Raw genomic sequence first — 13,158 nt, forward strand, 5'->3', positions numbered from 1 at the left:
ATCACGGCGTCGATCTGCTCGTGCGCGAAGAGTGCCTCGGTCTTGTCGACGTCGGTCAAGTCAACCGACCGATCTCATCCCAACCGACCGAATCCGCGAGTTCGGTACTCATCGCCGTCCGCCAGGCGGCTCATCTGACCGAACCGGCGTGGGCGACGTGGCTCAGCGACCTCCAGACCAGCAGGAGGGTGACGCCGGCGCCCGCGAAGGCGAACCACCACGGGGCCACCAACCCCCAGTACTCCGCGATGACGCCGCCGATGCCCTGCCCGAGGACCAGGCCGCCGAACACGCAGATCATGTTGATCGACGCCACGCGGCCCTGGAACTCCTTGGGCACTGCGCGCTGCCGGATCGTGGTGGACAGCGTGCCCCAGACGAACACGTAGACACCGAACTCGAACATGAGGGCGATCGCCACCCAGCCCGTGGTGGTCAGGGCGAAAGCTCCGTGCGTGAGCACCTCCAGCGTCAGGCAGACGCGGATGAGGGTCGCGAGGTTGACGTGCCGCTCCAGCCAGCCGTACGAGAGAACGCCCACGACGCCGCCCAGCCCCGTCGCCGTGGTGAGCAGGCCGTAACCGACCTCGCTCATGTGCAGGTGGTCCAGCGAGTACTTGACCAGCACGCCCCACGGCGCGGCCCACGTGATGTTGAAGACGAGGATGACTATGCACAGGGTGCGCACCGGCGCGTGGTGCCACACCCAGCGCAGGCCCTCGGCGATGTCCCTGCGGACATGGCTCTCGGAGTCGCGGACGTTGGTGAAGGAGGTGCCGGCCGGGGCCGTGATCCGGGCGACCAGCACGACCGCCAGCGCCACGCACACGACCTGCACCACGAACGGCCAGACCATTCCCGCGGCGAACAGGAACGCGCCGAGCGGCGGGCCCACGAGCTGGTTGGCCGCGAGGAACCCGGCCTGCATGCGCTGGTTGCCGGTGCCGAGGTCCGCCGGTCGCACGAGTGTCGGCAGGAGGGTCTGCTGCGTCGTGTCGGCGAAGACCTCGGCGACCCCGTAGAGGAACATCGCCGTGAGCACCATGGTGACGCTCACCGTCCCCGCGCCGACGAAGACGCACAGGACCGCGATGACCAGGGCGCGGACCGCATTGGCGATGATGACGACGAGCCGGCGGTCCAGGCGGTCGGCGAGAGCGCCTGCCCAGAGGCCGAACAGGAGCCACGGCAGTCGCTGGAGCATCGCGGCGAGCGCGACGAGGAACGCGCTGTCGGTCTGCGACGCGACCAGCAGGGGGCCGGCAGCGAGTGCTATGCCGTCGCCGATGTTGCTCGTCCAGGACGAGGCGACGAGCCACCGGAACGACCGGCCGAGCCTGCGGGGGAGGACGGCCTCGACGAGTTTGCTCACAAAACTTCGAGTTTAGGCACGGTGTCCAGGCTTTTTCGTCCCGCTCGGGTGGGCACCCGGAGCGGGTGATCTACGCGACGCCGGACGGCGCTTCGGCGGGCTGGTCAGGGCGGTTCTGCCCCGGTCGCCGGTACGACGAGTGCGCGGGGCGGGAACGGCGGAATACCGGGGAAGAGCCCGCCGCGCGGCGGATGAAGCAGAGGGGTCAATAACGTTTTCGCCCTCGCTGGAAACCGAGTTGGACGATCGTCCGAGTCGGTGTTGACGTCCGCCGGGAACAGGTGCAGACTCTCACAAGACGGTGCGCATCGCCCGCCCCCTGCGCGGTGCGCACTGTCATACCCCGTCGGGCTCAGGCCCGTCTGCGGAGCCCCTTCGGACCCCCTGCCGAAGGGGCTCTTGCATTCCCCGGAACACCCGCCGGCGCTCGCGTCCTGACGCCGCGGACCCGGTGCCGTCCTGACCTGTCAGACCCACAGGTCGCTTGGTTGACCCGTGGGTATGACACGCCCGGGAGTTCCGCGGACCCGGCGTGTCGCGCGGCGTGGCGTCCGGCCCTTGCGGACGCCACACGGTTAGCGTGCTGGTGTGAACGCTGCACGCCGCCAGACCGCAGCCGCCCCTGAGATCTCGGCCGACCTGTCCGAGGAGCTCTCGGCCGCGCTGAAGGACGAGACCGTGAACCCGGCCACCGAGCTGGCAGCGGAGGAGGCTTCGAGAGCCGCGAGGGACCCCATGGCCGAGTCGGTCGCGCACTGGCGCGCCGGGCTGGTCCAGCTCGCCGGGGGGTCCTCCCTGGCCGACGTCGGACTGCTGGGCGAGGCGGTCATCGACCTGTCGGCCGCACATCCCTCGGGTGTCGCCCAGCTCTTCGCCGGCCGGCCCACCCGGTTGTCCAACCTGGTGCGCGAGGCCGGGGCGCTGCCGGCAGCCCGCCGTCGCGCGCGGGCGGTCGCCGCGCGCTCCGCCGAGCACGCGCAGCGCTACGGGGTGTCGCCCACCTATCTGGCGATCGGTGTCGCCACGTGGACCGAGCGTCCTGCCCCCGGTGGCGACTCGAACGACATGGAGGCCATCACGCGCGTGCTCGGCCCCGTGAGCGTCGCCCCCGCCGCCGAGCACGAATCCGCCGACAGTCCCGCCGATGCACCGGCCCTCACGGGCTCCGTCCCCATCGTGACGCTGGCCATGCCTGCGGGCCGCACGGGGACGCCGTCGGACAACACCGGGGAGGACGAGCCGCGCGTGGTGCGCGCGCCTGTCCTGCTGCGCCCCGTCATGCTCACGCCGCGCAGCGACGGCGAGGGCGACTACGACATCACGCTCGACCCGACGGCCGAGATCAACCCGGTCGTGGCGCGCACGCTGCGCGCCCACGGCGCCCTGCTCGACCCGGCCGCGCTGGCCAAGGCGACGTTCACGCTCGCCGGCTTCAACCCGACCGACGTGCTGGACCGCGTGGCGAGCCTCGGGTCGGCGGTGCTGGGCGAGTTCCAGCTGGACCGGCGCGTGCTGGTCGGCACGTTCGTCCACCCCGGACAGGTGCTGGTCGACGACCTCGACGAGCTCGGCCCCTCCCTGGGGCAGCACGAGGTGGTCTCGGCGCTCGGCGGTGTGGACAGCTCGGTGCGACGCCTGGAGAGGGTGGAGCTTCCCGAGCCCCGGGTGGGTGACGCCGACCCGGCGCACGAGCGCGGCGTCGGCGACCTGGACCCCCACCAGCGGCACGTCGTGGACGCGCTGGCGACGGGTAGCCACCTGTTCGTCGACGGGCCGGTCGGGTCCGACGTCGCCGGCACGCTGGCCGCCGTCGTCGCCGAGGCGAACGCGAGCGGCCGGTCGGTGCTCTACGTGCCGGGCCACCGCCGGGCCGCCGACGCGCTGGCCGCGCGGCTGGAGTCCCTCGGACTCGGCGGTCTGCTGCTCGACATCGCGCCCGTCCCGACCTGGCGGACCTCGACGTCGCGCCGCCTCCTCGAGGCGATGGCGCCCGCACAGGAGCGCATCGACGCCGACGAGGTGGCCAGGGTGCGCGATGCGCTGATCGGCTCGCGGGCGCAGCTCGCCGGCTACATCGGGGCGCTGCACCGGGTGCGCGACCCGTGGCGGGTCTCCGCGTACGACGCCCTGCAGGCGCTCGCGCGGCTCACCTCCGAGCGGCCGGCCCCGGCGACCCGCGTGCGGCTCGACCCGGAGTCGGTCCTTGCGCTGGGCACCGGGCGCCGTGCCGAGCTCGCGGCCGACCTCGAGCGGGCGGCCGAGCTGGGGGCGTTCACGCTGAAGTCGTCGTCGAGCCCCTGGTTCGGCGCGCACATCCTGACCGACGACGACGCGCGGTCGGCCCTCACCAGGGTCACTCGCCTGGTCGAGCAGACCCTGCCGGAGCTGCGCAAGCAGATCGAGTACGTCGCGCGGGTGACGGGCCTGGTCAAGGCGTCGACGGCGCACCAGTGGGGCGAGCAGCTCACGATGCTGGGCGGTATGCGGGGCACGCTCGACGTGTTCCAGCCGATGGTCTTCGAGCGCACCGCCGCCGACATGGTGCAGGCGACGGCGTCGCGGAAGACGCGCGCCGAGCAGGGCGTCGAGATGGGCTGGCTCGCGCGCCGTCGGCTGAAGCGGCGTGCCCGCGAGATGGTGCGGCCGGGGGTCCGCGTGCCGGACATGCACACGGCTCTCGTCGAGGTGCAGCGTCAGCGCGAGGTGTGGCAGGCGCAGTGTCCGCGGGGCGGCTGGCCCACGCTGCCGGAGGGCCTGGCCGGCGTGGAGGAGACGTACGAGGCGGTCCGCATCGACCTCGAGGCGCTCGAGCCGGTGCTGCGCTCGTCGCACGCGGGCGGCGGGCTGCTCGACCTCGACCTGTTCGCTCTGGTCCAGCGGCTCGCGTCGCTCGCGGAGACGGAGGAGGCGCTGACCCCCCTGCCCGAGCGCACGGCTGTCCTGCGCCGCCTGCGCAAGGCGAGCCTGGGGGAGCTGGTCGACGACCTCACCGACCGCCGGGTGGAGGTCGACCTCGTGGGCCCGGAGCTGGAGCTGTCGTGGTGGTCTTCGGTGTTCGAGCAGATCCTGGCCACGGAGCCCGACCTCGCGGGCCAGGACGGAGCGGGGCTGGATGCCCTCGCCAGGCGGTTCCGCGAGCTCGACCGGCGGCACGTCGCCTCGCTGTCCGCTCCTGTGCGGGCCGCGGTCCGTGCGCACCTCGGTGGGGCGATGCGGGACGAGCGGGAGGACGCCGAGGCGCTCTACGCCACGCTCGTCGACGGTGGCCTGAGCTCGATGCGGGACCTCGTGTCCGCGCACGGGTCCACCGTGCGGCGGCTGCGGCCCACCTGGGTGTCGACGCCGACGATGGTGCCGCACCTGCTGCCCGCCGAACGCAGCGTCGACCTGGTGATCCTCGACGCCGTGCAGCACGTGCCGGTCGAGGTCGTCGTGCCGGCACTGGCCCGCGGCCGGCAGATCGTAGTGGTCGGCGACCCGCGGTCGGCGTCGGGCACCGCGGTGCGAGACCTGGCGCGACTGCTGCCGCGCGTCACGCTGCAGCCGGAGCCTGCTCGCCGCGACCCGCAGCTGACCGGGCTGCTGGCCGCACACGGGTACGAGGGCATCATGCGCCCGGCGCCCGTCCCGCGCACCGAGGCGCTGGTGCACTTCTCGCTCGTGGACGGTGCGGGGATGCCCGACCCGGCCTCCGGCACCGTCGAGTCGACGACGGCCGAGGTGGAGCGGGTGGTCGACCTCGCGATCGAGCACGCGATGACCCGGCCGGAGGAGACCTTCGGCATCGTCACCGTGACCGCGGCGCACGCCGACCGCATCCGGGAGCGGCTGCTCGCGGAGGTGCGGGCCAATCCCGCGCTGGCGCCGTTCTTCGCCGGGTCGCGGCCAGAGCCGGTCGTCGTCGCGGACGTCACCGGCGTGGCCGGGCTGGCGCGCGACACGATAGTGCTCACCCTCGGCTTCGGCCGGACGCCGCACGGCCGCGTGCTGCACCGGTTCGGCGTGCTCGGGGACGGCGGCGGCGACGCGATGCTGCTCGGCTCGCTGGGGGCTGCGCGCAAGCGGCTGCACGTGGTGTCCTGCTTCCCGGCCTCCGACCTCGACCCCGAGCGGCTGCGCGGGCCCGGCCCGCAGATGCTGGCCAAGGTGCTGTCCTTCGCCGAGGAGCGCTCGGGGCTCGCCGATCAGGTGGAGATCGGCAACGGCGTGGACGTGGCCCGGTCCGTGGACCGCCTGGTCGTGGACCTGGGTGAGCGGCTGTGGCGTTCTGGCCTCGTCGTGGAGACCGACTACGGGCTGCCCGGCGGTGACCGGATCCCGCTCGCGGTGGGACACCCGGACCTGCCGGGGGAGCTCCTGGTGGCCGTCCTGACCGATGACGCCGCCTACGTGGCCGAGCCCTCCATCCGCGTGCGTGACCGCCAGCTCGCGGAGCGGCTCGAACGGCTCGGGTGGGTCGTGGCGCAGGTGTGGTCGGCGGCCGCGTTCCTGGACCCGGACGCCGAGGCCGAGCGGGTGCGGCGCGTGGTGATGTCCGTGCGTGACGCCCGGGTGGGCGTCGAGGGTGGCGTGTCGCCGGCGGCGGAGCTGGTGGTTCCCCAGGTGCTGGACGACTGAGGGCTGGTCGGGCGGCCGGCTGGCTGATCGGCCGGGCGGTCGGGTGGCTGGGTGGCCGGGTGGTCCGGTGGGTCGGCTGACTGGTGGGTCCGGTGGGTCTGGTCAGCAGGTCCGCCTCGAGAATGACCTCGGGTACCGAATTCCGCTCGAATCGGTACCCGAGGTCATTCTCGAGGCGGACATTGCTGGCTGCGTCCGGGCGGTGTTCGTGAGGTTGAGCACGGCGGGACCTGACGCGGGCCGCACGGGCGACAATGGTTCGGTGAGTGAGTCCGTGAACCAGCCGGCCGATCCGGCGCGCCCCGTCGATCCGGCGCGCCCCGTCGATCCGGCGCGCCCCGCCGATCCGGTGCAACCCGCCGATCAGGTGTGCGCCGCCGATCCGGAGTGCCCTGCCGATCCCGAGCGCCCCGCTGATCCGGTGCACGACGACGGCGGTCCGCGACGGCGAGGTCCTCGGCGTGCCGTGCGGCGCGGGACCGAGCGCGAGGCCGTGCTGGGTGTCAGTGCTGATGAACGCCCTGCCGGCTGGGGGGAGGGGACCGCCGGCGGTCCCGGCTCTCGTGGCAGCGGTCACGGCTCGAACGATGAGCAGCTCCGGCGGGACATCCCGCCGCACTGGGGCTGACCGCGACAGTCACGACGTCAGATGATCGGTAAAAGGTCAGGTATTCGGCAGCTCGAGCTGCCGACTACCTGACCTTTTACCGATCACACGCCCCTACTCGCCTGCGCCGGAACGCACGGTCAGTTGGAGTTGGGGGCCGCGGCGGTGCCCGACTGTGCGCGCAGCAGGTCGCGGATCTCGGTGAGCAGCACGACCTCCTCGGCAGCGGCCTCCTCGACGACCTCCTCGGGGGACTTGCGGAGGGACTTCAGCTTGTTGATCGGGACGATCACGAAGAAGTAGACCGCTGCCGCGATCAGCAGGAACATGATCAGGCCCTGGATGAAGACGCCGATCGGGAACTCGGTGGACCCTCCGCGCCAGTTCGGGATGCTGAACGCGATACCCGCGAAGTTGGGTGCGCCGACGAGCCAGCCGATGAGCGGCATGATGATGCCCTCGACGAGGCCGTTGATCACAGCGGAGAAGGCGCCGCCGATCACGACGGCGACCGCGAGGTCGAGCACGTTGCCGCGCGTGATGAATTCCTTGAAGCCCTGAAGCATTGTGGTCCCCTGCAGTTGTTCGCGTTGGTCGTGGGCCGCGAGGGTCGACCCGGTCAAGGATTCTGCGGTTCATTTGCAGGTTCCGCACCTCGAACGGACATTCGGCAGAATTGCGGCGTTGTTTGCCCCACTATGCCCGACCAACGTTACGAATCGACCTACGGAACCAGCACTGCCGTCACCGAGCCCCAGCCCGAGACCGCCGACAGCTCCGGCGCATCCTTGGGGGCGACCGCGACGAGCGTGACCGGCCGGTCGGCCTCCGATGCCGGACCGAGCAGCCCGCCTGCCCCCTCCGGCTCGCGTCCGGTAGGGACGGGGAGCACGAGCGCTCCGCGCGCGAGGTACTGGGGCGATTCGGCCTGCGCGCTGCCCGACGTCGTCCCGGACAGCAGGTCGACCCGGTCGCCGGGGCGCAGCAGGGCGGCGACGGCGTCGTCGGACAGGCGAACGGGGACCACCACGGTGCCGTGCGGCGCGGCGGCGGAGACGCCGGCGTCGGACACGAGCGTGGTGTGCAGCGGCGCACCCGCTGGAAGTGCTACCACCGCCGCGCGTCCCAGCAGGCTGCGCACGGCGTGGGCCGCACCGGGCGGGGCGAGGTCGGCGGCGATGGCGCGCAGGACCACGTCGTCCCGGGTGAGCTCGGTACCGGCAGAGACGGGCCGCGCGGTCACCGCGACGTCGACGGTCGGGGGCGGTGGAGGGCGCAGGACGTGCACCGCCAGCGCGGCAGCCAAGCCGAACAGGACGGCCGCCAGGGCGAAGCGCCAGCGCCACACGACCCGTCGGAGCCGACGAGACGCCGCCGAGCGCGGCCCACCCGGACTCTCCTGACCCGGTCGGGACCGAGCTGGACGAGACAGGAGACCGGCGAGACCCGTGCGCGAGCCGCGACGCGGTGCGGCTCCGACCGCCCGGCCCCACGGCGTACGCGGGTCGGAGGAGGGCGGCGAACCGTGGCGCGCGGCTGGTTCGGCGATGGTGTCGAGGAGTCCCATGCCGAAGACGTTATGCAGCCGGGGCGGGGTCGTGGCGCCGTCGTCGGGCCGCTTGTGCACGACAGGCGAGAAGAGCCGCCTGTGGTCGGGCTCGCACCGTTGGCGGCCCGTCGAGCGGGTCGCTGCCCGGTCAGGCCGAGGCGGCCTTGGGTGTGCTGGACCCGCTCGACCCGCTGGACGCGGAACCGGAGGAGCCCGAGGAGCTCGACGACGAGGACGAGCTCGAGCTGTCCGACGACGAGCCGCCGGACGACCCGGAGGACGACGAGGACTCGCCCTTGCCGGACTTCACGGTGCTGTTGGTCGAGGTGCTGCGCGAGTCCGTGCGGTAGAAACCGGAACCCTTGAAGGTGACGCCCACTGAGCTGAACACCTTTCGGAGCCGGCCCTGGCACTCGGGGCAGATGGTCAGCGACGAGTCGCTGAACTCCTGGTGGATGTCGAACGCGTGGCCGCAGTCGGCACACCGGTACGCGTAGGTGGGCACGTGCACTCCTCTTGGACGTCAGGCCGGGCGGGGCGTCGCACGCGCCCGGATCCGGCTCTGGCACTCGGGGTTTCCGAGTGCCAATAGTAACGGTCGAGCGGCGGGGGATAGTCCCAGGATCTCCCGAGGGTGTTCACCGGGGTGCGTTCACTCAAGCACAGGGGCGGACGGTAGTCTCCACTGCGTGTCCGCGACCACTTCCGCCGAGCCCTTAGAGCCCGCCGAAACTGCCACCTCCGACGGAGCGCGACGCACCAAGCCCCGTCGTACCCGTACCACTCGTGTCCGTCAGTTCATCGTCGGCACAGCCGTCGTCCTGGTGCTCATCCTGGTCGCACTGACGACCTTCGGCTGGCTCACCGGGCGCCGTCCGCTCCCGGAGCACTCGGGGGAGGTGCAGGTCGAGGGACTCAGCTCGGACGTCCGCGTCAGCCGCGACGCCCAGGGCGTGCCGCAGATCTACGCGGACTCCGCCGCCGACCTGTTCCGCGCGCAGGGCTACGTGCACGCGCAGGACCGCTTCTTCGAGATGGACTACCGCCGCCACGTGACCGCCGGCCGGCTGGCCGAGCTCGTGGGCAACAACGCCGACGCGATCCAGGCCGACAAGGTCATCCGCACGTTCGGTTGGCGGCACGTCGCGGAGGAGGAGTTCAACATCCTCGACGACACGACGCGGCAGTACCTCCAGGCGTACGCGGACGGCGTCAACGCCTACATCGCCGACCGCGACCCGGCCGAGACGGCCGTGGAGTACACGGTGCTCGACGTCAGCGTCGAGGTGAACGAGCCGGAGCCGTGGAACCCCGTCGACTCGCTCGCCTGGCTCAAGGCGATGGCATGGGACCTGCGTGGCAACTACGAGGACGAGATCGACCGGGCGCTGGCCTACAGCACGCTGGGCGACGCGTCGCGGGTCGCGGAGCTGTTCCCCGCCTACTCGGACACGGGTAACGCGACCATCCTCGACCCCGCCGAGGTGCGCACGCCCGAGGCGACGCAGCAGACTCAGGCGACCGAGACGGCGTCGGGCACCGAGGGCGTGTACGAGAGCCCTGAGCTGGCCAAGGCGCTGGAATCGGCGCAGCAGGCGCTGGAGGCGGTGCCCGTGCAGATCGCCCGGGGCGAGGGCACGGGCTCGAACTCGTGGGCGGTGTCGGGCGAGTACACGGAGTCGGGCAAGCCGCTGCTGGCGAACGACCCGCACCTCGACCTCGCCGCGCCCGGCGTCTGGGCGCAGGTGGGCCTGCACTGCAACCAGGTGGGTCCGGAGTGCCCGTTCGACGTGTCCGGGTTCTCCTTCTCCGGCTTCCCAGGGGTGATCATCGGACACAACGCGGACATTGCCTGGGGCCTGACGAACATGGGCGCCGACGTCACGGACTTCTTCATCGAGCGGGTCCGCAACGACACCTACCTGCGTGGTGCGGACGAGTGGGTACCCATAGAGAAGGAGACCGAGGTGATCCGCGTCGACGGCGGCAGTCCGGTCGACCTGGAGGTCCGACGGACTGTGCACGGTCCGATCATCTCGTCCGTCATGGACGAGGCCACCATGGACGCCGTGCGCCAGTCGCCAGTGGAGGACGGCACCAACCTGGGCCAGTACCGCCAGGCGCCGTCATACGAGATCTCGCTGCAGTGGACGGCGCTCAAGCCCGGGCACACCGCTGACGCCGTGTTCGAGATGAACCGGGCGAAGGACGCGGAGGACATGAAGGCGGCGGCCGCGAAGTTCGAGGTCCCGGCGCAGAACATCGTCTTCGCCACGACGGACGGACACATCGGCTACCAGGCTCCTGGCAAGATCCCGGTGCGGGCGAACGTCCCGGGCGCGGTGGCGTCCGACGGGACCTGGCCGCGCCCCGGCTGGGACGCTCGCTACGACTGGACCGGCTACGTGCCCCAGGAGCAGATGCCGGGCGTCGTCGACCCCAAGGAAGGCTTCGTCGTCGCGGCGAACCAAGCGGTGCTGCCCGGCGACAGCGGCCCGTTCCTCACCCATGACTGGGACTACGGGTACCGGTCGGAACGTATCCGCACGTTGCTCACCGAGCAGATCGCGCAGGGCAGCAAGCTCTCGGCCGCCGACATGTCAGACATGCAGATGGACCAGTGGAGCGTGTTCGCGGACACCCTGGTGCCCGTGCTGCTCGCGGTCAACCTCCCGGCCGGCTACGAATCCGACGGACAGGCCCTCCTCGCCGACTGGGACGACTACTCCATGGACGAGGACTCCGCGGCCGCGGCGTACTTCGCCGCGGTGTGGCGCAACCTCCTGGAGGCCACGTTCAACGACGAGCTGCCGGAGTCCATGTGGCCCGACGGCGGCAGCCGCTGGCTCGCCGTGATCCAAGGCATGCTCGGCGACCCGGACGATGAGTTCTGGGACGACAACTCCACGGTGGCGGTCGTGGAGAGCCGCGACCAGGTGCTCACGGAGGCGCTGGTCAGCGCACGCCAGGACCTGACCGTCGCGCTCGGCAAGGACACGAGCGACTGGGAGTGGGGAACGCTGCACCAGCTGCGCCTGGAGCACCTGGTGCTCGGCGGTTCAGGCGTCCCGGCGCCGGTCGCGGCGTACATGAACCCGTTGCCGGTGAAGGTCGGAGGAGGAACCTCGATCGTGAACGCCACGTCGTGGGACGCCTCCAGCGGCAACTTCGAGGTGACGAGTGGCCCGTCGATGCGCATGGTCGTCGATCTGGCGGACCTCGACGCGTCCACCTGGGTCGTGGTCACCGGGACGTCCGCACACCCGGCGTCGGAGCACTACGACGACCAGCTCGACGCGTGGGCGAACGGGGAGACCTTCTCGTGGCCGTTCAGCGCCGAGGCGGTCGACGCCGCGCAAGAGGACGAGCTGATCCTCACCCCGTGAGGTAGGCCGCCGTCGGTCGGGCTGTCCTCCAGCGGCGGTCAACCGAGCCAGCGCCAGTCGGCGGTGGTGGCGACGGCGTGCACCAGGATGTCGTGCTCCTCGCGCGGCAGCGGGTGCGCCGCGGCGTCGTACACCTCTTCGGGGAAGACGACGGCGATCACGTTCGCGCCCGGCCGCAGATGGGTGAGGGCGCGGTCGTACCAGCCGCCGCCCTGACCGAGCCGCACCCCGCGGGTGTCGACAGCGAGGGCGGGCGCCAGGACGACGTCGGCCAGCTTGGTGGCGTCGGTGCCGAGCGTGGGACCACCGGGCTCGGGCGGGCGGCCGGGTGCGCGCTCCAGGAGGTCGTCCGGGCCGGTGTAGTCGGCCCAGTCGCGGGCCAGGCCCGCACCGAGCACCGGGAGCAGCACGCGGACTCCGCGCCCCGTGAGGCGGTCCAGGAGTGGCCCCATGCCTGGTTCGGCACTGCGGGCGGCGTACGCGGCGACGCATCCCGCGTCGCGAACCTCGGGAATTGACTCGATGATGTCCGCAAGTGACTCGGCCGCTTGTGCCCGCTGACGGGCCGACCGGTGGCCGCGCTGCGCGCGGATCGCGCGGCGGAGCTCTTCCTTGGCGTCACCAGTCTCCATCCCGGGTAGGACGGGGTACGGCTGTGGCGTCGGAACAGAGATGCCGCTCATGACCGCTATTGTGCCAAGACTCCGAGACAAGATTGTTACGAACAGCGTACGAAGAAGGCGAGAACATGACCGAGCGGCTGCTCGACGGGTCCCGGACCACCGAGCGTGGTAGACCCTCTCCAACGCGGGGATTCGTCATGGGACGTGGCAAGGGGCGAACGATGATGCCGTCGAGCAAGTCAGATGCGCCAGAAGGCGCGACGGGAAAGTTTGTGAAGGGATGGACGGTGGCCAAGCCATGGCCGGTGACGCTGCGCGACGACACGGCGGCCGGGGCAGTCGTGCTGCGCCCGCTCCGACGTCGGGACGCGGGGGACTGGTCCCGGCTCCGAGCCGAGAACGCAGCCTGGCTGGAACGCTGGGAGGCGACGGCGCCCGGTGCGAACCGGTACATCGCCTCGACGTTCGGCGAGTACGTGCGCTCCCTCTCCGCGCAGGCGCGGGCCGGGACGTCGCTCCCGTTCGGTGTGGAGCTCGACGGCGCGCTCGTGGGGCAGTTGACGGTCTCGTCCATCACGTGGGGCTCGATGTGCTCGGCGAGCATCGGCTACTGGGTCAGCCAGAGCGTGGCCGGACGGGGCGTTATCCCCACAGGCGTCGCCATGGCCACCGACTACGCCTTCTTCCTTGGCCTGCACCGCATCGAGATCAACATCCGGCCCGAGAACAAGCCGAGCCTGCGCGTGGTCGAGAAGCTCGGGCTGCGGGACGAAGGGGTGCGCGAGCGCTTCCTGCACATCCAGGGCCAGTGGCGTGATCACCGGACCTTCGCGGTCACCCGCGAGGAGGTCCCGGAGGGGCTGCTGACGCGCTGGCAGCGTCTGCGGGACGCGCCCTGACGGCGGGACACGCCGTGCGCGGTGCGGCTGGGCGTGGCGATGCTCGCCTAACGTCGTGTCGTGGAATCGACTGCAGGACTGATAGCCGCAGTGCTATTCGTCCTG

Annotated in this window: 9 protein-coding genes and 1 pseudogene; 5 read left to right on the plus strand and 5 right to left on the minus strand. The window is 71.6% G+C overall.

Going from position 1 to position 13,158, the window contains the following annotated elements:
• Positions 1–130: 130 nt before the first annotated feature.
• A complete protein-coding gene (locus AB0F40_RS19950) occupies positions 131–1,372 on the minus strand; it encodes an MFS transporter (RefSeq protein WP_357471467.1) in 1,242 nt (413 codons plus the stop codon).
• 588 nt (positions 1,373–1,960) lie between these two features.
• Here AB0F40_RS19950 and AB0F40_RS19955 point away from each other — a divergent pair.
• Positions 1,961–5,989: a hypothetical protein gene (locus AB0F40_RS19955; protein ID WP_357471469.1), complete on the plus strand. Its 4,029-nt coding sequence runs from the start codon at positions 1,961–1,963 to the stop codon at positions 5,987–5,989.
• Positions 5,990–6,251: 262 nt separating this feature from the next.
• On the plus strand, positions 6,252–6,617 hold the full coding sequence (locus AB0F40_RS19960; protein WP_357471472.1) for a hypothetical protein: 366 nt from the start codon (positions 6,252–6,254) through the stop codon (positions 6,615–6,617).
• 119 nt (positions 6,618–6,736) lie between these two features.
• Here AB0F40_RS19960 and mscL read toward each other — a convergent pair whose 3' ends face one another.
• Together mscL and AB0F40_RS19970 are read right to left on the minus strand one after the other, a co-directional pair.
• Complete coding sequence (gene mscL / locus AB0F40_RS19965) at positions 6,737–7,162, minus strand: large conductance mechanosensitive channel protein MscL (RefSeq protein WP_357471475.1); 426 nt, start codon at positions 7,160–7,162, stop codon at positions 6,737–6,739.
• Positions 7,163–7,320: 158 nt separating this feature from the next.
• Positions 7,321–8,163 carry an RcpC/CpaB family pilus assembly protein gene (locus tag AB0F40_RS19970; protein WP_357471478.1) on the minus strand — a complete coding sequence of 281 codons (843 nt, stop codon included), beginning with the start codon at positions 8,161–8,163 and terminating at the stop codon, positions 7,321–7,323.
• A 146-nt stretch (positions 8,164–8,309) separates the two neighbouring features.
• Here AB0F40_RS19970 and AB0F40_RS19975 point away from each other — a divergent pair, with 146 nt between their 5' ends.
• Positions 8,310–8,495 (plus strand): hypothetical protein, encoded by a 186-nt coding sequence (locus AB0F40_RS19975; RefSeq protein ID WP_357471562.1) that lies wholly within the window; start codon positions 8,310–8,312, stop codon positions 8,493–8,495.
• Between the two features lie 62 nt (positions 8,496–8,557).
• On the opposite strand, the pseudogene AB0F40_RS19980 reads toward AB0F40_RS19975, so the two are convergent.
• A pseudogene (locus AB0F40_RS19980) lies at positions 8,558–8,656 on the minus strand (FmdB family zinc ribbon protein); the annotation flags it as partial.
• 313 nt (positions 8,657–8,969) lie between these two features.
• Here AB0F40_RS19980 and AB0F40_RS19985 point away from each other — a divergent pair.
• Entirely contained in the window at positions 8,970–11,531 is a 2,562-nt protein-coding gene (locus AB0F40_RS19985; protein WP_357471558.1) for a penicillin acylase family protein, read from the plus strand.
• A 38-nt stretch (positions 11,532–11,569) separates the two neighbouring features.
• Here AB0F40_RS19985 and AB0F40_RS19990 read toward each other — a convergent pair whose 3' ends face one another.
• Positions 11,570–12,214: a 5-formyltetrahydrofolate cyclo-ligase gene (locus tag AB0F40_RS19990; RefSeq protein WP_357471481.1), complete on the minus strand. Its 645-nt coding sequence runs from the start codon at positions 12,212–12,214 to the stop codon at positions 11,570–11,572.
• Between the two features lie 281 nt (positions 12,215–12,495).
• Here AB0F40_RS19990 and AB0F40_RS19995 point away from each other — a divergent pair, with 281 nt between their 5' ends.
• Positions 12,496–13,053: a GNAT family protein gene (locus tag AB0F40_RS19995; protein ID WP_357471560.1), complete on the plus strand. Its 558-nt coding sequence runs from the start codon at positions 12,496–12,498 to the stop codon at positions 13,051–13,053.
• Positions 13,054–13,158: the final 105 nt, after the last annotated feature.

This window comes from Promicromonospora sp. NPDC023987 (assembly GCF_040639055.1).
Classification (GTDB): Bacteria; Actinomycetota; Actinomycetes; order Actinomycetales; family Cellulomonadaceae; genus Promicromonospora.